Annotated in this window: 22 protein-coding genes; 14 read left to right on the top strand and 8 right to left on the bottom strand. The window is 65.0% G+C overall.

What is annotated here, in order from left to right:
• The first annotated feature begins 126 nt into the window (after positions 1-126).
• From FNZ07_RS04875 to FNZ07_RS04845, 7 genes are all read left to right on the top strand, one after another.
• Positions 127-495: a response regulator gene (locus FNZ07_RS04875; protein ID WP_091011945.1), complete on the top strand. Its 369-nt coding sequence runs from the start codon at positions 127-129 to the stop codon at positions 493-495.
• Positions 488-1,111, top strand: a complete 624-nt coding sequence (locus FNZ07_RS04870; protein WP_091011942.1) for a chemotaxis protein CheC — start codon at positions 488-490, stop codon at positions 1,109-1,111. Before FNZ07_RS04875 ends, FNZ07_RS04870 begins: the two co-directional genes overlap by 8 nt.
• Positions 1,108-2,046 (top strand): sensor domain-containing diguanylate cyclase, encoded by a 939-nt coding sequence (locus FNZ07_RS04865; protein ID WP_091011939.1) that lies wholly within the window; start codon positions 1,108-1,110, stop codon positions 2,044-2,046. Before FNZ07_RS04870 ends, FNZ07_RS04865 begins: the two co-directional genes overlap by 4 nt.
• A gap of 209 nt (positions 2,047-2,255) precedes the next feature.
• Positions 2,256-3,107 (top strand): presqualene diphosphate synthase HpnD, encoded by an 852-nt coding sequence (gene hpnD, locus FNZ07_RS04860; RefSeq protein WP_091011937.1) that lies wholly within the window; start codon positions 2,256-2,258, stop codon positions 3,105-3,107.
• Entirely contained in the window at positions 3,107-4,372 is a 1,266-nt protein-coding gene (gene hpnE, locus FNZ07_RS04855) for a hydroxysqualene dehydroxylase HpnE (RefSeq protein WP_091011934.1), read from the top strand. The genes hpnD and hpnE overlap by 1 nt, the downstream gene beginning before the upstream one ends.
• Positions 4,369-6,375: a squalene--hopene cyclase gene (gene shc, locus FNZ07_RS04850; protein ID WP_091011931.1), complete on the top strand. Its 2,007-nt coding sequence runs from the start codon at positions 4,369-4,371 to the stop codon at positions 6,373-6,375. The genes hpnE and shc overlap by 4 nt, the downstream gene beginning before the upstream one ends.
• A complete protein-coding gene (locus tag FNZ07_RS04845) occupies positions 6,375-7,079 on the top strand; it encodes a phosphorylase (RefSeq protein ID WP_091011929.1) in 705 nt (234 codons plus the stop codon). The genes shc and FNZ07_RS04845 overlap by 1 nt, the downstream gene beginning before the upstream one ends.
• Before the next feature lie 117 nt (positions 7,080-7,196).
• On the opposite strand, the gene FNZ07_RS04840 is transcribed toward FNZ07_RS04845, so the two are convergent.
• Both FNZ07_RS04840 and hpnN read right to left on the bottom strand, forming a co-directional pair.
• Positions 7,197-8,294, bottom strand: a complete 1,098-nt coding sequence (locus tag FNZ07_RS04840) for an MlaA family lipoprotein (RefSeq protein WP_091011926.1) — start codon at positions 8,292-8,294, stop codon at positions 7,197-7,199.
• Positions 8,291-10,918: a hopanoid transporter HpnN gene (hpnN, locus tag FNZ07_RS04835; protein WP_091011923.1), complete on the bottom strand. Its 2,628-nt coding sequence runs from the start codon at positions 10,916-10,918 to the stop codon at positions 8,291-8,293. The genes FNZ07_RS04840 and hpnN overlap by 4 nt, the downstream gene beginning before the upstream one ends.
• Positions 10,919-11,093: 175 nt before the next feature.
• Here hpnN and FNZ07_RS04830 point away from each other — a divergent pair, with 175 nt between their 5' ends.
• Positions 11,094-11,699 (top strand): MlaC/ttg2D family ABC transporter substrate-binding protein, encoded by a 606-nt coding sequence (locus FNZ07_RS04830; RefSeq protein ID WP_091011921.1) that lies wholly within the window; start codon positions 11,094-11,096, stop codon positions 11,697-11,699.
• 91 nt (positions 11,700-11,790) lie between these two features.
• Here the strand turns inward: FNZ07_RS04830 and ispH are convergent, their stop codons facing one another.
• Positions 11,791-12,741 (bottom strand): 4-hydroxy-3-methylbut-2-enyl diphosphate reductase, encoded by a 951-nt coding sequence (ispH, locus tag FNZ07_RS04825; RefSeq protein WP_091011918.1) that lies wholly within the window; start codon positions 12,739-12,741, stop codon positions 11,791-11,793.
• Between the two features lie 291 nt (positions 12,742-13,032).
• On the opposite strand from ispH, the gene hpnC reads away from it, so the two are divergent.
• Genes hpnC through FNZ07_RS04810 form a run of 3 tightly spaced genes read left to right on the top strand, consistent with a single transcriptional unit; the run spans position 13,033 to position 15,904 of the window.
• Positions 13,033-13,899: a squalene synthase HpnC gene (gene hpnC / locus FNZ07_RS04820; protein WP_091011916.1), complete on the top strand. Its 867-nt coding sequence runs from the start codon at positions 13,033-13,035 to the stop codon at positions 13,897-13,899.
• A complete protein-coding gene (locus FNZ07_RS04815; protein ID WP_091011914.1) occupies positions 13,896-15,068 on the top strand; it encodes a glycosyltransferase in 1,173 nt (390 codons plus the stop codon). Before hpnC ends, FNZ07_RS04815 begins: the two co-directional genes overlap by 4 nt.
• A gap of 14 nt (positions 15,069-15,082) precedes the next feature.
• Complete coding sequence (locus FNZ07_RS04810) at positions 15,083-15,904, top strand: lytic transglycosylase domain-containing protein (RefSeq protein ID WP_091011912.1); 822 nt, start codon at positions 15,083-15,085, stop codon at positions 15,902-15,904.
• Between the two features lie 33 nt (positions 15,905-15,937).
• On the opposite strand, the gene FNZ07_RS04805 is transcribed toward FNZ07_RS04810, so the two are convergent.
• Both FNZ07_RS04805 and hpnA read right to left on the bottom strand, forming a co-directional pair.
• Positions 15,938-16,474 (bottom strand): hypothetical protein, encoded by a 537-nt coding sequence (locus FNZ07_RS04805; RefSeq protein ID WP_091011910.1) that lies wholly within the window; start codon positions 16,472-16,474, stop codon positions 15,938-15,940.
• Positions 16,475-16,567: 93 nt separating this feature from the next.
• Positions 16,568-17,578, bottom strand: coding sequence for a hopanoid-associated sugar epimerase (hpnA, locus tag FNZ07_RS04800; protein WP_091011907.1), 1,011 nt, complete (start codon positions 17,576-17,578; stop codon positions 16,568-16,570).
• Between the two features lie 159 nt (positions 17,579-17,737).
• Between hpnA and FNZ07_RS04795 the strand changes: the two genes are divergently transcribed.
• The gene (locus FNZ07_RS04795) at positions 17,738-18,034 is read left to right on the top strand and encodes an acylphosphatase (protein WP_091011904.1); all 297 of its coding nucleotides are present in this window, start codon (positions 17,738-17,740) and stop codon (positions 18,032-18,034) included.
• Positions 18,035-18,083: 49 nt separating this feature from the next.
• On the opposite strand, the gene egtD is transcribed toward FNZ07_RS04795, so the two are convergent.
• A complete protein-coding gene (egtD, locus tag FNZ07_RS04790; RefSeq protein ID WP_091011901.1) occupies positions 18,084-19,052 on the bottom strand; it encodes an L-histidine N(alpha)-methyltransferase in 969 nt (322 codons plus the stop codon).
• Positions 19,053-19,592: 540 nt separating this feature from the next.
• On the opposite strand from egtD, the gene rarD reads away from it, so the two are divergent.
• Positions 19,593-20,516 carry an EamA family transporter RarD gene (rarD, locus tag FNZ07_RS04785; protein ID WP_091011899.1) on the top strand — a complete coding sequence of 308 codons (924 nt, stop codon included), beginning with the start codon at positions 19,593-19,595 and terminating at the stop codon, positions 20,514-20,516.
• A 14-nt stretch (positions 20,517-20,530) separates the two neighbouring features.
• On the opposite strand, the gene FNZ07_RS04780 is transcribed toward rarD, so the two are convergent.
• On the bottom strand, positions 20,531-21,073 hold the full coding sequence (locus FNZ07_RS04780) for an Mpo1 family 2-hydroxy fatty acid dioxygenase (RefSeq protein ID WP_091011897.1): 543 nt from the start codon (positions 21,071-21,073) through the stop codon (positions 20,531-20,533).
• A gap of 106 nt (positions 21,074-21,179) precedes the next feature.
• Between FNZ07_RS04780 and FNZ07_RS04775 the strand changes: the two genes are divergently transcribed.
• Positions 21,180-21,905 (top strand): Crp/Fnr family transcriptional regulator, encoded by a 726-nt coding sequence (locus tag FNZ07_RS04775; protein WP_091011895.1) that lies wholly within the window; start codon positions 21,180-21,182, stop codon positions 21,903-21,905.
• Between the two features lie 140 nt (positions 21,906-22,045).
• Here the strand turns inward: FNZ07_RS04775 and FNZ07_RS04770 are convergent, their stop codons facing one another.
• Positions 22,046-23,365, bottom strand: a complete 1,320-nt coding sequence (locus FNZ07_RS04770; protein WP_091011893.1) for a hypothetical protein — start codon at positions 23,363-23,365, stop codon at positions 22,046-22,048.
• Between the last annotated feature and the right edge of the window lie 18 nt (positions 23,366-23,383).

Genomic DNA, 23,383 nt, shown 5'->3' with positions numbered 1-23,383 from the left:
AGTCCGCGAGAGCACTCTCGCTGGCTAAAGAAGTGCCATTGCGCCGCCGTTAACGTGCACGACCCGGCGCACGTGCCTGCCGCACGCCCCGGCGCGCCAACCCATCTGGTATTCCGATCCGCCGCCATGCCTTTGCCCATCGTGATCGCCGACGATTCGCTGCTTGCCCGCAGGGTGCTCACGAGAGCACTGCCGCCGGAGTGGGACGTCGACATCAACTATGCGACGAATGGTCGCGAGGCGCTGGCGTTATACCGCGCAGGCAAGGCGTCGGTGATGTTTCTCGATCTGACGATGCCGGATATGACCGGTTATCAGGTGCTCGAAGCGTTGCAGCACGAAGATCTGAATACGTTCGTGATCGTCGTCTCCGCCGATGTCCAGCCGATGGCCCAGGCACGCGTGCGCTCGCTCGGCGCGGCGGCGTTCATCGCGAAGCCGGTGAGCCCCGAGGCGGTACTGCCCGTCCTCAAGGAGTACGGGTTGTATGTCTGAGCCAGTCCTCACCGAAGATCAGCGCGATGCGCTGCAGGAGGTCGCCAATCTGGCGATGGGGCAGGCCGCGACGCGTCTCGCGCGGTTGCTCGATGCGTTCATCGAGCTGTCGGTGCCGCGCGTGCGGGTCGTGGCCGTGAGCGACGCAGCCGACACGCTGCGCGAGATGACCGGTATCGACGAGCCGGTCACGGCCGTGCGCCAGGGCTTTCGTTCGGATATCAAGGGCGAGGCACTGGTGCTGTGCCGCAGCGGCAGCATCGCGCAGCTTTGCGCACTCGTGAACGATCCCTATCCGCGTTCGGCCTACGAGGCGACGAACGAGGAAGAGCTGACTTTCGACGTCGCGAACGCGCTGACCGGCGCGTGCGTGTCGTGCATCCTCGACCAGCTCGGCCGGACCCCGGTGTTCTCGCCGCCAGGCATGCTGGGTGCGTCGCTGTCGCTCGACGAGGTGTTTCAGCCCGGCGTGCTCGCGTGGGAAGTTGCGTTGCTGATCGAAGTGAATTTCGCGCTCGAGGACCACAGTTTTCGCGCGCACTTCGTGATGCTGATGGCCGAAGATTCGATCCGCCTTATGAATCTCGCGCTCGACGCGCTGCTGTCCAGCTTATGAATGCGCCGGCCCTTTCCCTCAGCGATCTGGTTGTCGAACGGGTCGGCTTCGGCATCTTCGTGCTCGACCGCGAGATGAACGTGCTGATGTGGAATCGCTTCATGCAGGATCACAGTGGCCTCGCCGCGGAGAAAGTAGTCGGGCGCCCGATCTTCGACAATTTTCCTGAGCTGCCGCGCGCGTGGTTGAGCCGCAAGCTCGAGAGCGTGTTCCAGCTGGGCAGCTTCGCGTTCAGTTCGTGGGAGCAGCGCCCTTATCTGTTCAGGTTCGACCACGACCGGCCGATTACCGGCGGCGTCGACTTCATGCAGCAGGACTGCACCTTCATGCCGCTCACGCGCGAGCGCGAAGTGGTGGCGGTGTGCGTCACCGTATCCGACGTGACGCACGTGAGCATCGTGCAGCGCGAACGCGAAGAGGCGGTAGCGAAGCTGCAGGAATACGCGGACCGCGACGGCCTGACCGGCATCGCGAACCGGCGTTTCTTCGAGGCGAGGCTCAGCGACGAATACACGCGCTGGCAGCGATACGGCGGCGATCTGTCGGTGCTGCTGTTCGATCTCGACCACTTCAAGACGATCAACGATCAGTTCGGCCACGTCGTCGGCGATGGCGTATTGCGCGAGATGGCACAGCGGGTCGCGGATGTGGTGCGCGTGGAAGATACGTTCGGCCGTTTTGGCGGCGAGGAATTCGCGCTGCTGCTGCCGGGCACGCCGCTCGGCGTGGCGATGCAGGTCGCCGAGAAGATCCGTCACACGATCGGCGATGCGCCGGTCGACGTGCAGGGCGTGAGCGTGCCGGTCACGGCCAGCGTCGGAGGGGCGGCGGCGCGCGCGGGCGTGCCGACCTACGAGGTGCTGATCAACGAAGCCGACGCCGCGCTGTATAGCGCGAAACGGCAGGGACGTAACCGCTCCATCGCATTTGCCTGAACGCAGGTGGCGCGCGCCCGTCGGGCCGCATCTGCCCAGGCGAAAACCGTCGATAGCCCCCCAAACTGCGGGTCAGGGCAAAGATTGGTATACTTTTCGCCGCTTCCGGTGTCCCAGCCGGTTTCGCGCGTGTCCGCGCGCGCGGGCGGCTTGCCCTGCGGGTAGGCATGACTTCTTCACCGCCTTTGGGCGCTTCAGCGGAGATTGTCTTGGCCGTTTCCAATCTCGTCGTGGACGATACTCAAACAACCGATGCCGCTGCCGTTACGTCAGGCAGCTCGTTTTATCTGGCGATGCGCATCTTGCCGGCCGCGCAGCGCGACGCGATGTATCAGGTGTACGCGTTCTGCCGCGCCGTCGACGACATCGCCGACGGCGATCTGCCGCGTGCCGAGCGCGCCGCCGCGCTCGAGCGCTGGCGTGCCGATATCGACGCCTGCTATGCGGGTGCGCCACCTGCGCCGCTCGCGGCGCTGACGCGGCACATCCACACGTTCCAGCTCCAGCGCGAAGACTTCCACGCGATGATCGACGGCATGGCGATGGACGCCGCCGAAGACATCTGCGCACCCGACGAAGCCACCCTCGATCTCTACTGCGACCGCGTCGCGAGTTCGGCGGGGCGGCTATCGGTGAGGATATTCGGGATGCAGGAGCAACCGGGGCGCGACCTCGCGCATCACCTCGGACGCGCGCTGCAGCTCACGAACATCCTGCGCGACATTGACGAAGACGCCGGCATCAATCGTTGCTACCTGCCGCGCGAACTGCTGGCGAGCGAAGGTATCGCGGCCGCGAGCCCGACTTCGATTGCCGACGATCCCGCGATCCCGCGTGTCTGCGCGCCGCTCGTCGAACGCGCGAAGCAGCATTTCGCAGCCGCCGACGCGATCATGGACGCCGCCTCGCGCAACCACGTGCGCGCGCCGCGCATCATGTCCGGTGTGTATCGCTGTCTGCTCGAGCGCACGGTCGACCGCGGCTTCGACATTCCGCGTACGAAGGTCAGCAAGCCGCGTATGCGGCTACTGTGGATCGTCGCCCGCTACGCTTTCTTCTGATGGCGAAACTCGTTCACGTGATCGGCGCAGGTCTTGCCGGTCTCGCCGCCGCCGTCCAGTTGCAGCGGCGCGGTGCACGGGTGGTGCTGCACGAAGCGGCGGCCCAGGCGGGCGGGCGCTGTCGCTCGTATTACGACCGCACACTCGGCGCGACGATCGATAACGGCAATCACCTCGTGCTGTCCGGCAATCACGCGACGCTCAACTACGTGCGCGCGATCGGTGCCGCCGACGAACTCGTCGGCCCCGCACAGCCCGAGTATGCGTTCATGGATCTGGCGAGCGAGGCACGCTGGACGGTACGACTTTCGCCGGGACGCGTGCCGCTGTGGGTCTTCGACGGCGCCGCGCGGGTGCCCGGCACGCATGCGGCCGATTATCTGTCGCTCGTACCGCTGCTGTTCGCCAAGCCGGGCCGCACGATGGCGCAAACGATGCGCTGTAACGGCGCGTTGTGGGATCGCCTGCTGCGGCCGCTGTTTCTCGCGGTGCTGAATGTCGAGCCGCGCGACGGTACCGCTGAGCTGGCGGGCGCGGTGCTCCGCGAAACGCTGGCCGCGGGCGGTCAGGCATGCCGGCCGCTGGTGGCGCGCAACGGCCTCGCGAGCGCCTTCGTCGATCCCGCGCTGCGCCTGCTGCAGCATGGCGGTGCGGAGATCCGGCTTGGCTCGCAGCTAAAATCGATTGAATTTGCCGAGACTGGGCGAGCCGCCGCGCTCGACTTTGGCGACCTGAGCATCGAACTCGCGGATGGCGATGCGGTGGTGCTCGCGGTACCGCCCAACGTCGCGCAGACGCTGGTGCCCGGCGTGCAGACGCCGGGCCGCTTCACGGCGATCGTCAACGTGCATTTCGCCGTCGATCCCCCCATCGGCCACCCGCCGATGCTCGGCTTGCTGAACTCGACGGCCGAATGGCTGTTTGCCTTCGACGGCCGCCTGTCGGTCACGATCAGCGGCGCGGACCGGCTGATCGACATGCCGCGCGAAGAGCTCGCGCGGATCGTGTGGGCCGAAGTGGCCCATGCGGCGAGCCTGCCGGTCGAGCCGATGCCGACTTGGCAGATCGTCAGCGAAAAGCGCGCGACGTTTGCCGCGTTGCCCGAAGAAGAGATGCGCCGCCCCGGCACGCGCACTCGCTGGAATAACCTGATGCTCGCGGGCGACTGGACGGCTACCGGCCTGCCCGCGACGATCGAAGGGGCGATCCGTTCCGGCCAGAAGGCCGCGGATGCGCTCCTGAACGAACCGATGGAACGCCGATGAACGACCTGTCTCTTGCCCACTCGACCGACGCGACCGCGCCGCTGCCCGATGCTGCCCACGGCGGCGGCGTACCGGATGCCGCGCTCAATGCCGCCGTCGAGCACGCAACCACGGCGATTCTCGACGCGCAGCGTCCGGATGGCCACTGGGTCTACGAACTCGAAGCCGACGCGACGATTCCCGCCGAATACGTGCTGCTCGTCCACTATCTCGGCGAAACACCGAACCTCGAACTCGAACAGAAGATCGCGCGTTATCTGCGCCGTATCCAGCTGCCGGACGGCGGCTGGCCGCTCTTCACCGACGGCGCGCTCGACGTCAGCGCGAGCGTGAAGGCGTACTTCGCGCTGAAGATGATCGGCGATCCGGAAGACGCCGAACACATGCGCCGTGCCCGCGAGGCGATTCTCGCGCACGGCGGCGCGGAAGCATCGAACGTCTTCACGCGCATCATGCTCGCGCTGTTCGGCGTGGTGTCGTGGTACGCGGTACCGATGATGCCGGTCGAGATCATGCTGCTGCCGAAGTGGTTTCCGTTCCACCTGTCGAAGGTGTCGTACTGGGCGCGCACGGTGATCGTGCCGCTGCTGGTGCTGAACGCGAAGCGGCCGGTCGCGCGCAATCCGCTTGGCGTGCGTATCGACGAGCTGTTTCGCGGCGCGCCGGTTACGACCGGGCTGCTGCCGAAGGCTGGGCATCAGAGCCAGAGCTGGTTTGTGTTTTTCCGTGCAGTGGATGGTGTGCTGCGCCTCGTCGATGGGCTGTTTCCGCAGCACACGCGGCGCCGCTCGGTCGATGCAGCGGTTGCGTTCGTCGATGAACGGCTGAACGGCGAAGACGGTCTCGGCGCGATTTTCCCGGCGATGGCGAACGCCGTCATGATGTACGACGTGCTCGGCTATCCGGCCGACCATCCGCAGCGTGCTACCGCGCGCCGCGCGCTCGACAAGCTGCTGGTGATCCACGATGACGAGGCGTATTGCCAGCCTTGTCTGTCGCCGGTGTGGGATACGTCGCTGGTGGCGCACGCGCTGCTCGAAACCGGCGACGCGCGCGCCGAAGAAGCGGCGCTGCGCGGGCTGCAATGGCTGCGCCCGCTGCAGATCCTCGATGTGCGCGGCGACTGGATCTCGCGTCGCCCCAACATCCGTCCCGGCGGCTGGGCGTTCCAGTACGCGAATCCGCACTACCCGGACGTCGACGATACGGCCGTGGTCGCGATGGCGATGCATCGCGCGGCCGCGCTCACGCATTCGAATGTCGATCGCGAAGCCATTGCGCGTGCGCGCGAATGGGTGGTCGGCATGCAGAGCAGCGACGGTGGCTGGGGCGCATTCGAGCCGGAAAACACCCAGTACTACCTGAACAACATTCCGTTCTCCGATCACGGTGCGTTGCTCGATCCGCCCACCGCCGATGTATCGGGCCGCTGTCTGTCGATGCTCGCGCAGCTCGGCGAACTGCCGGCTGCGAGCGAGCCGGCGCAACGCGCGCTCGACTACGTGCTCAAGGAGCAGTTGCCGGACGGCAGCTGGTACGGCCGCTGGGGCATGAACTACGTGTACGGCACGTGGACCGCGCTGTGCTCGCTGAACGCGGCCGGTATTGCTCACGACGACCCGCGCATGCGCCGCGCCGCGCAATGGCTGATCTCGATCCAGAACGACGACGGCGGCTGGGGCGAGGACGGCACGAGCTACAAGCTCGACTACCGCGGCTACGAACGGGCGCCGAGTACCGCGTCGCAGACCGCGTGGGGGTTGCTCGGCCTGCTGGCGACCGGCGACGTCGATCATCCGGCGGTCGCGCGCGGCATCGCTTACCTGGTGCGCGAGCAGCGCGAACATGGCTTGTGGGACGAGACGCGCTTCACCGCAACGGGTTTTCCGCGCGTGTTCTATCTGCGCTATCACGGGTATCGCAAGTTCTTCCCGCTGTGGGCGCTGGCGCGCTATCGACAGTTGAAACGCGACGGCGAGACGCGCGTCGCGGTCGGGATGTGATGGCGTCGTCCCAACTGCCGGTCATCGTCGTGACCGGCATGGCGTTCGAGGCGCGTATTGCGCGTGGCGCAGGTGTCGAAACGGTATTCGCGGCGCGCGCCGATCTGCTCGAACGCGCTCTGAACGAGGCCGTGGCGCGCGGCTGTTCGGGCATCGTCAGTTTCGGTACGGCTGGTGGTTTGGCACCGGAGCTCAAGGCGGGCGCGCTGATCGTGGCCGATGCGGTCGATGGGCCACTCGGCCGTCTTGCCACCGATCGATCGTGGAGCGACCTGATTGCTGCCGCGCTGGCCGCTACGCCGCTCGGTGCGCGTTTGCACCGTGGCTTGCAGGCCGCGGTGACCGCGCCGCTTACCGGTGCCGCCGCGAAGGCCGCGCTGCACCGGGCGACGGGCGCGCTCGCAGTCGATATGGAATCGCATGTCGCGGGCGCAACGGCTGCGGCGCACGGATTGCCGTTCGCGGTATGTCGCGCGATCGTCGATCCGGCGTGGCGCACGTTGCCGCCCGCGGCGACCGCCGGGTTGCGCGACGACGGCCGGACCGCGCTCGCGCCGATCCTGCGCGAGCTGATCCGCCAGCCGTCGCAACTGGGCGCGTTGCTCCAGCTTGCCGGCGATGCGCGTGCTGCGCGGAACTCGCTGGTCGGAGCGCGTCGGGCACTTGGTGAGGCCGGCGCATTGCATCCCCTCACGACGCGCTGAGCACGGAGCGGCCTCAGGCAGTATTTCCGTCGATCACAGCAAAACAGCCCGGCATGCATGAGCATGTCGGGCTGTTTTGTGTTGAGGCGCAGCGGCGGACGACCGCCAGGCGACGTTTTACGGCGCAGCGGGTGTCGACGCTGCTGTAGCAGGCGCCGCTGCGCCGCTTGCCGAAGGTTGAGCCACTTTCGTGGATGCGCCGGTGGCGGTGGCGGGCGCGTTAACCGGTGCTTGTGCTGCGCTATTGCCTGACGCGGATTGAGCGGGTTTGGCAGATGCGCCGGGGTCGCTGTAGTTGGGTACATCGACCGGCGGTTGTGCCGCGCCTGTGCCCAACGCTGATTGAGCGGGTTTGGCCGATTCGCCAGGATCGCTGTAATTGGGAGCGTTGACCGCCGGTTGTCCCGTGCCACTACCCGATGCAGGCGCCGCGGATTCACCAGGGTCCGCATAGTTCGGCAAGCCACCGGCAGCACCCGCCGCCGCGCCCGAAGCTGGCGCATCCGGATCGCCATAATCCGGCAGCGGCGCCGCAGGGGAGCCGTTGCGATGCACGCGCGATTGCCGCTGCTGCGTATACGCGTCGCGCACGAACGTGTACTTGTCGAGCGCGGCCTGCTGCAACAGATCCGTCGCGCCGAGCAGATCGGAGCGCTTGCTCACGAACTGCGCCACATACAGCGGATTGCGCAGCGCCGGCTCCGCGTAGTTCAGCGGATTGAAACGCACATCGACCGCGAGGCCGATGCCGTCGCGTACCGAACTCGGGCCGAACAGCGGCAGCACCAGATACGGGCCCGCCGGCACGCCCCAGCGGCCCATCGTCAGGCCGAAGTCCTGGTTGTGCTTCGGCAGACCGGCCGGTGTCGCGAAATCGATCAGGCCGCCTATGCCGAACACCGAATTCATCGCGAAGCGCATTACGTCTTCGGTAGCGTCGGTGATGTTCAGCTGCAGCAGGTTGTTGGCCGCATTGCCGAGATCGCCGAGATTCGCAAAGAAGTTGGTGAGCGCCGTGCGGATCGGCTCCGGCGTCACTTTCTCGTAGCCCTTGGCGATCGGTACGGCGATGTGCGTGTCGATCGCGTCGTTGGCCTTGAAGATCACGCGATTCACCGGCTCGAAGGGGTCGCCTGGCTTTCTGTCAGGGCCTGTCGCACAGCCCGTGACGAGGCCTGCTGCGAGCAGCGCCAGTGCGGGGTTTCGCATCTTCATCCGTCAATCCCTTGCAATTTTTTCCTGGCGCGCTTCGGGCGCGGCTTACCCATCAATACCGGCTGGAAAACGACCGCGCCGATCAGCGTACAGAGCAGCGACAGCGCCAGCAGCCGTCCCATGCTCGCCGTACCCGGATGGTGCGACAGCCACAGGCTGCCGAACGCGGTCGCCGTCGTGGCGGCGCTGAACATGACTGCATGCGTGAGGCTCGACTGCAACAGCCCGGTCTGGCCGTTGCGCCATGCCATCACGAAGTAAATCTTGAAAGCTACGCCGACGCCGAGCATCAGCGGCAGCGCGATGATATTCGCGAAGTTGAGCGGCATGTCGAAAACCACGCACAGCTCCAGCGTCACGACCGCCGACACCAGCAGCGGAATCAGCGTACGCAGCACGTCGCCGAAACGACGCAGCGTGAGCCACAGCAGGATCGTGATCGACAGCACCGACCAGCCGGCGGCTTGCAGGAACGCCTTGATGATCGTGTTGGCGGAATGCAGGATCGAGATCGGTCCACCGATCGCGCCGGGCTCGGCGGCCTTCACCGCGTTTGCGAAACGGCGCAGCACGGTGTCGTCGCCGGGATCGGCGCCTGCGGCGATCTTCGGCGAGATGTCGACGAGCGCGCGGCCGTCGGGTGCGAGCCAGTCGCGCACGATCTGCGGCGGCAACGTGGCTTGCGTGATCAACGTCGGCTGCAGCAGTGCTGCGAGCTGCTGCAGCGCGAGTTTAAGCGGATCCGACATCGCGTGCTCGGCGCGGTCGCGGGTGGCGGCGTCGGCGGCGGCGAGCTTCATTAGCGTGGCCGACAGATGCTGCGCTTCGGCGGCGCCGGGGCCGGGATGGTCGTCGGCGGCGAGCGACAACTGGTTCGCCGCGCGTTTGAGCGCGGCCACGCGCACCGCGTCGGTGGCGGGCGGCGCGGGAGTCTGCGTGAGCGCGGGCAATAACTGCTGCGCGGCCGCATCGATCAGCGCGATCTTCTGCGGCTGATCGGGTGGGATAAAGGTGGCGAGCGTCGTGATGCGGCCGACTTCGGGCAACGTCGAAAGGTGCGCCACGATGCGCGCCGCGTCCGCCTGCGACGACGCGAGCACGTGCACGTCATTTACCGCAGCCTCGGGCGAATCTTTCAACGACAGCAGCGTCGCCATCGATTCCGTATGCGGGTCCTTCAGATGCAGCGGGTTGAAATCGAAGCGCAGATGCGTGAGTAGCGGCAGCGCGCCGATCACGACGATGAGCGTGCCGATCAGCACTGGCTTGCGGTGCCGGTCGAGAAAATCGTCGACCGGTGCGAGCTGCCGGAACCCCGGCGAACTCGCTTCGCCCGGCGGATTCAGCACCTTGATCAGGGCGGGCAGCAGCGTCATGTTGGTCAGATACGCGACGAACATCCCGACGCCGGCGATCTTTCCGAGTTCGGACACGCCGCGATACGCGGTGGGCAGGAACGAGAAGAAGCTTTCGGCGACGGCGATGGCCGCGAGCGTCAGCGGTACGCCGATGCTGTGCGCCGTCTGCACCAGTGCGGCGGGAAGCCGGTCGTCGCGATGGCGCTCCTCGCGATACTTGACGCCGAACTGCACGCCGAAATCGACACCGAGCCCGACGAACAGCACCATGAACGCCACCGAGATCATGTTCAGTGCGTCGACCATCATGAGCCCGAGCGCCGCGGTGATCGCGAGTCCGACGAACAGCGTGACGAACACGGCGAGAATCAGACGGCCCGAGCGCAGCGCGAGCCAGAGGATCACCAGTACGACGATGAAGGTGGCGATACCGTTCAGCGCCGCACCGTCCTGCACCGACGCGAACTCTTCGTCGGCGAGCGGCTGCTCGCCGGTGAGCCGGACCTGCGCGCCGTAGCGCGTGTCGAGATTGAGTGATGCAGCCGCGGCGCGAATGGCCTTCGACGCCCGTGCGCCTGGTTCGAGCGCGCCGAAGTCGACGACCGGCTGCACGGTGATGAACGCGCGTGCCGGGTTCGTCGCGACATCCTTGTCGACGAGCGCGCGCCACGAGAACGCTGCCGGCTGACCTGCCAGCACACGGTCGAGCGTGATCGCGCTTTGCGACAGCAAGTGGCTCATGTCGGGCAGCTTCACCTGGCCGATCTGCAGCGGCAGCAGCAACGTCGTGTTCAGCGTGCCGGCCAGTCCGGTCAGGCTTGGATCGTGCGCAAGCGTATTGACGAGCGGCCGCGCCTGGACGAGCTGCGAGGTCGTCGATTCGACGTCTTTCAGCGACGGGAACAGCATGCCGTTACGTTCGAAGAACGGGCCGCCGGAAGGCTGCGAGACCGCGACGAATTCGCGGGTCTCCTTGCGCAGGGCGTCAGTCAGCGCATTGGCCGCGGCATCGGCGAATTCCGGCGCCTGGGCTTCGACGACGACGAGCAGCGTCGTGCCGCGCTGCGGAAAAGCCTGGTCCATCGAGTCGCTGAGCGCCGACCACTGCTTGTCCGTTTCGACGAGACGGCTGATGTCCGTGTTGATCTTGAAGTGATGGGCGACGTAATACCCGCTTGCGACAGCGAGGACCAGCGACAGCGCGATGATCTGCAGCGGATAGCGTACCGAGACGGCGACGAGACGGACGATGGAAGACTTGAGCATGAGGCGAAAAGGCCTGTCACGGAATGCTGGGTTCACAGGAAGGTCACAAGTATACCGATGCGGCGACTTGTCCCTCGCTTAGGGCTGCAAGGCTGTGCGGGGCAAAGCCGGTATACTGGTTCGCGCCGGTAACCTTGGGTTGTCCGGCGCTCTTTTTTCCTGTTCTGGCGAGCGTATGAAACGTTATTTCTCTGCTTTTCTGGCTGCTGCCGTGGTGTCGACCGCGGCCTTCGCGCAAAGTGCGCCCGATGCTATCGTCAAGAACGCCGTCGAAGGCACGGTCAACGCAATGAAGGCCGACCCGCAGGCGCGCGGCGGCGACATGGCGAAAATTACCCAACTCGTTGAAACGCGCTTCGTGCCCGCCACCGACTTCCAGCGCACCACGCGCATCGCGGTCGGCAAGGCATGGACCACGGCAACGCCCGATCAGCAGAAGCAGTTGTACGAGCAATTCCAGTTGCTGCTCGTGCGCACTTATGCGACTTCGTTGGCCCAGCTGCGCGATCAGGACGTGACGTTCCGCTTTCTGCCTGTCAACGTGGCGGCATCTGCGCAGGACACCGTCGTCCAGTCGCATGTGATCAGCAAGGGCGGCGACGATGCGATCGACTACCGGATGGAAAAGACACCGTCCGGCTGGAAGGTCTACGACATCAACATGATGGGCGCATGGCTCATTCAGGTGTATCAGACGCAATTTGCAGACCAGCTCGCGAAAGGCGGGATCGACGGTCTGATCAAGTTCCTCACGAACCACAACGCGCGTAACGCGGGCTGAAATTTTCAGGTCGCAGGAAATGAAAAGAGCGCGACGGTCGATGCCGTTGCGCTCTTTCAGTCGTAGGCAGGCAACCTGACCTGATCGCCGCTTACGTTTGCGTTTCGCCTGTGGCCACCGGCTGGGCAAGCTTGGCCGGCAGTTTGAACTCGACCTTCTCTTCGCGACCAGCCATCGTCGTGACATCGACGGGACCGAGTGCACGCAGCGCGTCGATGACGTGCCTGACCATTTCTTCCGGCGCCGACGCGCCCGCCGTGATGCCGACGGTCTGCGCATTCGCGAACCATTCGGGCTTCACTTCCGAGCCGTCCGCGACCAGATAACTCGGCACACCGGTTTCGCCGCCAATCTCGCGCAGCCGGTTCGAATTCGAGCTATTCGTCGCGCCGACCACCAGCAGCACGTCGACCTGGGTGCTCAGTTCGCGTACCGCGGCCTGGCGGTTCTGCGTCGCATAGCAGATGTCGCGCGTGTCCGGACCGACGATGTCGCTGAAACGGGCCATCAGCGCATCGATGATGCCGCGCGTGTCGTCGACGGACAGTGTGGTCTGCGTCACGTAGGCGAGCGGCGTGTCGAGCGGCAGCTCGAGCGTCGCGACTTCGGCTTCGCTTTGCACGAGGATCACCTTGCCGGGAATCTGTCCGATCGTGCCTTCCACTTCCGGGTGGCCTGCATGGCCGATCAGGATCAACGTGCGTCCCGCCGACACATATTGCCGCCCCTGCACGTGGACCTTGGTGACGAGCGGGCAGGTCGCGTCGAGTACGTCGAGACGGCGCTGTTCGGCGGCGCGCTCGACCGTTTGCGCGACACCGTGCGCGCTGAAAATCGCGACTGCGCCCTCGGGCACTTCATCGAGTTCTTCGACGAAGCGCGCGCCTTTCTGGCGCAGGTTATCGACGACGTGCCGGTTATGGACGATTTCGTGGCGCACATAAACCGGTGCGCCATGTTGCAGCAATGCGCGATCGACGATTTCGATGGCGCGGACCACGCCCGCACAAAAGCCGCGGGGTTGGGCAAGGATGACTCGCATAGGCTGGCGAACTCCGACTGACGCGGGTTTCGAAGAAGTCGGCAAGCCGGCTTTATCGCCGCGATCATCATTAATATTGGCGTCCTGATACCGACGCAAAAGCCGGTACGCAAAACTAAACGCGCATTCTAACGCTATCGGGGCCGGTTTGCTTCCGTGGAACAGGTCTCCACACAGGCGGTAACGGACTATTTCGACACATGCATCGCCGGGGCGGAACCCTTAAACTAGACGATCCTGCAGTTTTTCTTACAACTGCATTACCGTATGGATTGATTTGAGGCTCGCTGGATGGAAGTCGATCACTACGAAAACCTTCCGGTCGCAAGCATATTGCTGCCGAAGGTGCTGCGCGCTCCGATCGACGTGATCTACAACGTAGCGCGCACCGCGGACGACATCGCCGACGAAGGCGACTGGTCTCCCGTTGAGCGCCATACGCGCCTCGCCGACTTTCGCGCCGGGCTCGATGCCTTGGCGGACGGCCGCTCCGCGCCGGTTCACCCGCAGCTGTTCGCCGAGCTGGCGAAGGTGGTCGCGCAATACAAATTACCGATGCAGCCGTTCTACGATCTGGTCTCCGCGTTCGATCAGGATATCGACGCCAGCCGCTATGCCGATTGGCCTTCGCTACTCGACTATTGCCGGCGTTCGGCGAATCCGGTCGGGCATCTGATGCTGCATCTGTTCGATGCGGCGACACCGGACAATCTCGCCGATTCGGATTCGATCTGCACGGCGCTGCAACTGATCAACTTCTGGCAGGACGTCGCCATAGACTGGCAAAAGGGCCGTATTTACATGCCACAAACCGACCTCGCGCGCTTCGGCGTAACCGAAGCGCAAATCGCCCAGGGCGTAACCGACAATGCCTGGCGCGCACTGATGGCGCACGAAGTCGCCTATGCCCGCGCGATGATCGTGCGCGGCGCGCCGCTCGCGTTGCGCATGCCTGGGCGCTTCGGCCTCGAACTATGCGGCGTCGCGCATGGCGCGCTGCGCATACTCGAACGGATCGAAAAGACGAACTACGATGTGTTTCGCCATCGCCCGGCGCTTGGCGCTTTCGACTGGTGTGTCGTCGGCGTGCGTTCGCTCGCGATGTGGCTGTCGCGGCGCGTCGGCGTGCGCGTACCGTCTATCGAGGGCAGTGCATGATGGCGATCCTGTTTGTACTGTCGTGCGTTTCGCTGCTGATCTGGTGTGTGTTGCTGTTCGCGCGCGGCGGTTTCTGGCGTGCGCGGCCGGCGCCGTCGCTTACCGTGCAGCCGCGCGAGACGTGGCCGGCGGTCGCCGCCGTCGTCCCGGCGCGCAATGAGGCCGACGTAATCGCCGAGGCGGTTTCGTCGCTGCTCACGCAGGAATATGCGGGCGCGTTCCATGTGATCGTCGTCGACGACCACAGCACCGACGGCACCGCCGATGCAGCCCGTGCCGCGGCGCTGCAACTGCAATGCCCCGATCGCCTGACCGTGATTGCCGCGAAACCGCTGCCCGCCGGCTGGTCCGGCAAGGTGTGGGCGCAGTCGCAAGGCATCGAGGCGGTCCGTACGCTCGGCGTGCCCGCCGATTTCCTGCTGCTCACCGATGCCGATATCGGCCATCCCACCGATGCCGTCGCGCAACTGGTCGAGCGCGCCGACGCCGAACAGCGCGATCTCGTCTCGCTAATGGTCCGGCTGCGTTGCGACTCGTTCTGGGAAAAGGCGCTGATTCCGGCGTTCGTGTTTTTCTTCGCGAAGCTGTATCCGTTCGCGTGGGTCAACAATCCGCGCAACCGGACGGCGGCAGCCGCCGGCGGTTGCATGCTGGTGCGGCGCACGGCGCTCGAAGAAGCGGGTGGGATCGAATCGATCCGCGCCGAGCTCATCGACGATTGCAGCCTCGCAGCGCGTATCAAGCATCGCGGTGCTGGCCGTCATCCGATCCGCCTCGATGTGGCGGCGCGCAGCGTCTCGCTGCGTCCGTACGACAGCTGGCGCGATATCTGGAACATGATCGCGCGCACCGCGTTTACCCAGCTGCGCTATTCGCCGTGGCTGCTTGCGGGTACGCTGGCGGGCATGGCCATCATCTATCTGCTGCCGCCGTTGGCGGCGCTTGCACTCGGTCCGACCGGGCTGCCCGCCTGGCTCGCGTGGGCGGCGATGTGCTGCGCCTACGCGCCGATGCTGCGCTATTACGGCCGCTCGCCGCTGTGGGCGCCGTTCCTGCCGCTCATCGCGCTGTTCTATGTCGGCGCGACGTTCGCGTCGGCGGTACGTTACTGGCGCGGCAAGGGTGGCCAGTGGAAGGCGCGCGTGCAGGCGCCGGTCCAGGAACGCTAACCGGTCCCGCGAAAATGAACCGCCTGCTCTGCGCACTCGCCCTCACGCTCGGATTGATCCAGGGCGGTCTGGCCAGCGAGAGCGCGCAGGGCACGCCGCCCGCTGGTCAATTCCCCGCCGGTCGATCCGATACGCAGCAGGCCAGCGATAGCGTGACGGGCCACAGCGCCGCGCAAGACAATAGCGAGCACCTTCGTCAGCGCATGACCGACTATCTGACGCGCAAGTTCGGCGTGGCGAGAGACAAGGCGGAGCAGATTGCGAAGGCCGTGAATGCGTCTTCGGAAAAGTACGCGCTACCGCCGGCGTTGTTGCTCGCCATCATTTCGATCGAGTCGCGCTTCAAGGAAAAGGCCAAAGGCACGAACGGCGCGACCGGGCTGATGCAGGTCGTGCCGGGCGCGCATCGTGATCTGTTGCGACACGTGAAGGATCTGACGCAGCCCGATACCAACATCGAGGTCGGCTCCGCGATTCTCTATGGATACCGCCGTTCGGCGGGCGGCGATCTGAATGCGGCGCTCAAATCGTATGGCGGATCGAAGGCGTATGCGCAGATGGTGAGTCAGCGTACGAAGGCGTTCGCGGGGGTGGTCGGAGACGACGATGCCGACCGTGCGATGTTGCCTGCCGTCTTTCGTACCGCATCCGGCACCGCATTCCGGTCCGACCAGGGCGGCGCATGCGATACCCGCTGGACCACCTTCTGTATCGGCCCGGTCGTCTGGCTGGGCAACGTTTCTTCGGCGTCGGGCAGCGGCCTGCCCGCCGCGCCTGCTACCGTGAGTGGACTGAGTGGCGGGCTGTTTCCGCCGCCGTTGCCGGTTTCACCGTGAGCAGCGCTTCGGCTTCACGCTGAGCGACGCGCATCAGCGCTGCGTGAGCAGCATATACAGCTGAATCACCATATCCGGCGAGAACGTGAACGGCACCCAGCCATGACCGGTATGACGCATCACTAGCAGACGGTCGCCGTTCGATTGCTTCTGCACGGCCATTACCGGGTTTTTCGTCGAGACGAAGCGCCAGCCAGGCGGCAGGTTTGCCGGTGGTTCGGGTTGCATCGATGCGCGCGCGTTCGCGAGTTCTTCGATCAACTGGCCGACCTGTGTGGGATGCAGCGATACGGTCTGGTCGCCGATCGTCATCGTGATTTCGTCGCGATTCGGGCGGTTGATTTTCAGCGTGGGCTGGTCGGCTGCATCGATCGCGTTGGCTGCGTCGGCTGTGTCAGATTCGGCGGGCGCGGCCGCAGGCAGCTGCGCTTCTGCTGTCGCTTCAGCGTTGCCAGGTTGCGTGGCGCTCGCGGGCGTTGTCTCGGCCTGCGGTGTAGCGGCAGCCTCGATAAGCTGGTTGATCTGATCGACGCCCGCTTCGAGCGCGCCGATCTGTTCGTCAAGATTCATGCGATGGTTCTCTCATAGGACCCGCGATTTTACTCGCTGCGGGTCAGCCGACGCTGTAACAAAATGCTCACGCGGGCGGCCCGGCACGCCGGCTCAGCGATTTAGATACCCCGCCTGCCTGAACCAGTCGATCGCATCGCTCAACCCTTCGCGGTATGGCCGCGCGCGGTAACCGAGTTCGCGTTCCGCTTTCGCCGACGAGAAATACATCTTGTTCTTCGACATCCGCAAACCGTCGACGGTGACGAATGGCTCGCGCTTCGTGAATTTCGCGACCATCTCGGCGCCGAGCGCGAGCGGATAGAGCGGCCAGCGCGGCAGGGCGATGGTTGGCGGCTTGCGGCCGGTGAGCGTGGCGATATCCGCGAGCATCGTCTGCAGCGGCAGATTTTCTCCGCCGAGGATGTAGCGCTCGCCGATCTTGCCGCGTTCGAGCGCGAGAAAGTGTCCGGCGGCGACATCGTCGACGTGCACGAGATTCAGGCCGGTATCGACGAACGCGGGCAGCTTGCCGAGCGCCGCTTCGACGATGATGCGGCCGGTCGGTGTGGGTTTGACATCGCGCGGGCCGATTGGCGTCGACGGGTTGACGATCACGGCCGGCAGACCGTCCTGCGCGATCATCCGTTCCACGGCGCGCTCGGCCAGCACCTTGCTGCGCTTGTAGACGCCGATCGCGCGTTCGGGCGTGAGCGGCGAGGTTTCGTCGGCGGAAGCGCCCGAGCTCGTCACCTTCAGCGTCGCGACGCTGCTCGTGTACACGATACGTTCGACGCCTTCCTTCAGCGCCGCACGCATCGTCGCTTCGGCGCCTTCGAGATTCGCGCGTTCGATCTCGAGCGGATCGGGCGCCCACAGCCGGTAGTCGGCAGCGACGTGCAGCAGGTAGCGCACGCCGCGCAGGGCAGCGCGCATCGATGCTTCGTCGCGCATGTCGCCCACGACGACTTCCGCGTCGAGTGCTTCGACGTTGCGTCTCGGGCTGGTGGCGCGTACGAGGACGCGCACTGCAAAACCTTTTTCCTGCGCGATGCGCGCGACCGCCGAGCCGACAAAGCCCGAGGCGCCGGTGATGAGCACGAGATCGCGGGTCTGATCGGTCATTCTGGTTCCGGTGATGGCAAATAAGTCGTCGGATTGTACGTGGCGCGGCGCTGGCGTGTCGCGTGGCGCGAGAGGGTAATGCGCGCAACACGCCCAATACGTAAACGCCGCGACGCGACTAGAATGCCGGCTTGAAAGTTTTTGCGAGGAGCTGAAGTCATGACGGGTCCCGATCTGGATGCGCGGATCGAAACGTATTACGTACGCGTGCGTGGTGTCGTGCAGGGCGTCGGTTTTCGCCACGCGACCGTGCGTCAGGCGCACGCGCTCGGTATTCGGGGGTGGGTTGCGAACCTCGAAGACGGTTCAGTCGAAGCGATGCTGCAGGGCACGGCCAACCAGGTGGACCGGATGCTGTCGTGGCTGCGCCACGGGCCGCCGGCCGCCCGCGTGAGCGAAGTGACCGGCGAAGAACGCGTCACTGAAAAACGCTTCGAACGTTTCGAGCAGCATTGATCGATCGCGGCGCACGCCGCGATCGGGAACATCTGCTGGCTCTATCAGCTCAGCGCGCGACGAGCAGGCTCTCCGCAAACCCCCAGTCCCGCTCGAGCCACTGATGCTCGCACGCAAAGCCCGCGTCGTGCGCCATCGCGTCGACCTCTTCCGCAAGGTATTTGTGGCTGCTCTCGGTCCAGATCGTTTCGCCTTCCTCGAGCGTAACCGTCAGCTGCGCGGCGCGAACATGGGCGCTCACGCGGCGGGTGGCGCGCAGATGCATCTCGATGCTGCGCGCGTCGCGGTTAAAGCGCGCGACATGTTCGAACGCCTCGAGCGGGAAGTCGCCACCCAGTTCGCGATTGATGCGCGCGAGCAGGTTCAGGTTGAACGCGGCAGTGACACCGATCGGATCGTCGTAGGCGGCGAGCAGCACGGGCACCGGTTTGTCGAGGTCGGTGCCGAGCAGCAGGGCATCGCCGGGGGCAAGCATGGCGTGGATCTCGCGCAGAAAGCGCGTCGCCGCGAGCCGTGCGAAGTTACCGATCGTGCTGCCGAGAAACAGCACCAGCAGCCGCTCGCCGGCCGCACGCTGGCGGCTTACTTCCGCGAGCCCGGCAAGATAATCGCGCTCGTAACCGACAATCGAAATCCGTTCGATATCACCGAGTTCGCGCCGGCACAACTGCAGCGCGGTGCGCGAAATTTCAATCGGGCAGTAAGAAGTAGGGCGTTTTTTACAGAGTGCTTCCAGAATGCGGCGCGTTTTGCGTCCGCTGCCGCTGCCGAGTTCGGCGACGGTCACGTCGTGCGGCAGGTGCGCGACGATGTCTGCGGCGTGCTGCGCCATCAGACGTTCTTCGGCGCGCGTCACGCCGTACTCGGGCAACACGGTGATGACTTCGAACAGCGCAGAGCCGACTTCGTCGTACAGGTATTTCGACGGCAATTCCTTTTGCGGGGCGTGGGTCAGGCCAGCGCGGACTTCGGCGGCGAAGGCGGGCGATACGTCGGGCGAGAGGGCAGGCTGAGTCATGCGTTCTCCAGTGATCGGTGTTTCGCCGGGCCGCGGGGGCGGTGTCAGTCCGGCGTTGAGGTGCCGCGTGTGCGGCCATGATGCGGGGCAAATGCGCGGTGTGCAGCGAGGGGCGCAGACGCCACGGGAAGCGCGGGCTCGTAGCAAGGGTTCGGGGCCGGCCGTGGGTCGGGGCCTCCGGGCGAGCCCGATGGTGAAAAAACGATGTAGCAAGAAACGCGCTTGCTTCGCGGCTGGATCGATGCGACCGATAGGGCCGATATCGCCGATCCAGGTCGCGCCGGCGCGACATGAAGTTATGTTCTAGTCCATTTGCCGCCGATTCGCACGGACTGAATGTGCGGTGCATAACGCTACCGCGGCGCTGACAACGGCGAATCCGTCTAGAATGCCGCGTTGAATTGAAACTGAAATGACAGCGTGCGCCTTGATCGTGCGACATGCTGCGCGCCGGGATAAACCTCTGATGAAACACCGCAGCATCGCGCCGCTCTGTACAGCGACGAACCGCCCGCCTGTGCAGAACCCGCAGGACCGCCGATGAGCGCTGCAAGCTCCAAAAATCCGCCCAATCACGAGGAACCCGGCCGCGGTATAGCGCTTTCGGTGGGGGCGTCGACGTTGTTTGCGCTGCTGTCGGCGTATGCGACGCTGCTCGCACCGCTTACCGGCCTCGATATCTTCGCGTGGCGTGTCGTCTGGACCGTGCCCGGTGCGCTGCTCCTGCTCGCGTTGCGCGGCCGCCTTCCGCAATTGCTTGCTCTCGCGATGCGCGCGGTGGGCCGACCGTACGTTGCTCTCGCTTTGCTCGTCAGCGCGGCATTGCTCGGCGCGCAACTGTGGTTATTCCTCTGGGCGCCCCTGCACGGGCGGATGCTCGAAGTATCGCTGGGCTATTTCCTGTTGCCGCTGACGATGGTGCTGGTCGGCCGCTTCTATTTTCGCGAGCGACTCGATGGGCTGCAGTGGCTGGCGGTCGCCTGCGCAGCCGTCGGCGTTGCACACGAGCTATGGGTGACCGGTGCGTTCTCGTGGCCGACGCTGCTGGTCGCGCTCGGTTATCCGCCGTACTTCGTGTTGCGCCGCAAGATCAACGCGGACTCGCTGACCGCTTTTGCGCTCGAGATGCTTCTGCTGTTGCCGGTCGCAGTCGTGCTGATCGTCACCGGCGGTTCGCTCGCGCGAATCGCTGGCCGCGTGGACATGTGGTGTTTGCTGTTACCCGGACTGGGCATGCTGAGTGCGTGCGCGCTCGCGTCGAATCTGAAGGCGAGCCGTCTGCTGCCGATGGCGCTGTTCGGTATTCTCGGTTACGTCGAACCGGTACTGCTGGTGCTCGTTTCCGTGACGCTGCTCGGCGAGACGCTGTCCGCGCAGCAACTCGCCACCTATATACCGATCTGGATCGCAGTCGCACTGACCGCACTGCATGGCGTGCGGCTCGTGCGCTTCGCGCCCCGTTGAGCTTGAGTGGGGTCTCAGTGCCCTGAATGCGCCGCGGTGCGGCCCGGGTTGATGCGGGTCGGTCCGACCTGCGCTTCGATCGCTTCACGCAGCGACGGTCGCCAGCCAAAACCGAACAGCGCTTCGGCGAGCACGAACAGCGGGCCGACCAGCAGGCCCATCACGTCGTCGACGAAGGCCGGCTTGCGACCTTCGTAGGCATGACCGACAAACTGAAAGACCCAGCCGACCACGAACAGACCGATGCCGGCAACGAGCCACGTTACCGTGGACTGCGTGGCGAGCCAGCGGCCCACAGCGAGACACAGCGCGGAGAAAATCGCCATCATCACGCCGAGCGGCACGTCGAGCACGAGGTAATAGACGGTTGCCCCGACGAACAGCACCCATGCCGGCGACAGCATGAACGGCAGCCCGCCGATCGCCCACGACGGCCGGCTCAGTAGCACGGCCAGCGCGAGTACGATCATCGGAATGCCGACGAAGTGCGTGGCGATATTGCGCCGGTCCCGGTGATAAGCGGCGTACTGGGTGAGTTGTTCGGTTAGCGTTCTCATGAGTGACGCTCCTGATGCAAAGCCCTCATAATCGCGGGCAACCGGTAATAAAACCTTCAGCTAGCCGACAATCCGGCATAACTGCCCACCCAGGAGACAGGTCCCCATGGCCTCGCGTGCCTCGCCGTCCGAGCCGTTTGCAGGCGCCGCACTGATCGCGACGCTCGAGCGCAGCGCGTGGTTTCGCGCTGCACCGGAGGCGTTGCGTGCGCAACTGGTGGAATCGGGCCGCCTGCAGCGGCTCGCAGCCGGCGAGCGGCTTTTCATGCGCAACGATCCCGACGATGGCCTCTATTGTGTGCTCGATGGCCTGATGCGCATCGGCGCGGCCAGTTTCGCGGGCAAAGAAGCGCTGCTCGCCGTGATCGAACCGGTCAACTGGTTCGGCGAGATTACGCTGTTCGACGGCCGTGAGCGTACACACGACGCTTATGCTGAGCGCGACTCAGTGCTGTTTCATGTGCGGCGCGCGGCGCTTGCGGCGATGCTCGAAGGTACGCCCGAATGGTGGCATGCGTTCGGCCTGTTACTCACGCAAAAGCTGCGCTTCGCTTTCGATGCGATCGAGGAGGCCGCGCTGCTGCCGGCCGCACAACGCGTGGCGCGGCGTCTGCTGCTGATGGCCGGCGGCTATGGAGAGTCGGGCACGCTGCGGCGCGTACTCAAGGTGCCGCAGGAAGACCTCGCGATGATGCTCGCGCTGTCGCGGCAAACAACGAACCAGATCTTGCGGCAGTTCGAGATGCAGGGCGCATTGCAGCTGCGTTACGCCGAAATCGAAATCGTCGATGCGCAGAAGCTGGCTGAGCTTGCCAGCCTCGCGCCGCGTTGAAACTACTGCGGCAAAAAAAAACGGGCCGCCTCTCGGCGACCCCAATGCGTGGATTTCCCACTCTAGGGATCGACTCTTAAGCACGGCTTAAATCCGCGTGCCTCAGCGCGACTCGCACTTCCGGTTCTAATTACTCGACCTTACTGATTCACGTCGCAGCCAGCGGCTTGCAGTGCCTGGTCTGCGGCCTTCGCAGCGTCACGGAAGGCGGCCGAGTCCGGCGCAAAGCGCTGTTTTTCCTGCGCGGCGAATGCGTCGCGGGTTAATACGCGGCAACGCATCCGCTTCGCCCACGGACTGTCGTCGTCGCTGACGATCACGAAATCGCCTGGAAAGCCCGCTACATAGCGCACCGTAAATTCATCGCCCTCATGTGGATAAAACGCTGAGTTGTGCGGCGCATAGATGTTCAGGTCGTCGTCTTCGAACGTGGTTTCGACAACCTTGCCATCGGCGGTGCGCAGCAGCACGTTGTAACCGATGACACGGTGATTGTTATATCTCGTGCTGGTCCCGTAAGTACTGGTAACAGCTGCCTGACCCTGCTCGCCCATGCGATAAATGAGCAGCACACCGAGGTACGGGCCGAAGATGATGTTCACGACGGTCAGTACCACGGCCAGTGGGATCAACCAGCCAAAGTGGCGACGCAGACCTTTCAGAAATACGGCAGAGGCGAGTATCAGTGCAATGAGAACGGGCGGCATCAAGAAACGCCAGCGGATCAGCGCCCATAGCACGTGCAGGGGTAGCGCCAGTGTGGCGCCGATAGCAGGCGCGGCGTGTGCTGCGGGACGCCATGCGGCGGTTTCGCCGGTACTTGCGCCTGCGCCTGCATTTGAGTTTGCGTTGGCCGACGCATGCACGTGCGCACCGGCCGCGCCCAGTGCCAGCGCCTCCAGACGCGCACTCCAGGCCGCATGATTCGAAATGGTCGCGGGCGTTTCCGCATGCACTACCGCGACGTCAGAACCATGCAGCGCGGCGATCTCGTTGCCGGATATACGGAAGATCCGGTCGGTGGGATCGTCGGTGGTGATGAACAGTGGCGGGATCGGGGGTACGCCGAGATCGCGGGTGTTCGCCTGCGCATGGGCGGCATCGACGAAGTGATAGAAGTCGAGTGAGAGCGTGGCGTCCGGCGACGTATTGCTCGCGGCGCCGCTTTTATGCGTCTGCCAGAAGCAGTTGGACTTGCCCGGCTCCGGGTGACTCGACGAGCGGTCGATCACGGTGTCCGTGTCGGTCTCATTGTCGGCCGGCACGATCAGTTGCTCGGCATTGGCTTCCTGCACGAGCTTGCAGGCATCGGCGTCCGGAGCGTTTGCATCCGATGCGGCGGCGTGGGCCGTAAGCGAAAACGTAGCGAAGATAGCTAACGCAGCCAGGGCCAGCACACTGATCGCATGCGTGAGCCATCGGCTGCGTCGTGCAAGCAGGTTTTCTGCAGGATGCCGCATCCATTCCCCCGGATTTCG

The organism is Paraburkholderia megapolitana (assembly GCF_007556815.1).
GTDB classification, from domain to species: Bacteria; Pseudomonadota; Gammaproteobacteria; order Burkholderiales; family Burkholderiaceae; genus Paraburkholderia; species Paraburkholderia megapolitana.
Note: the sequence above shows the minus strand (reverse complement) of the source record. Positions and strands in the feature narration are given on the sequence as shown.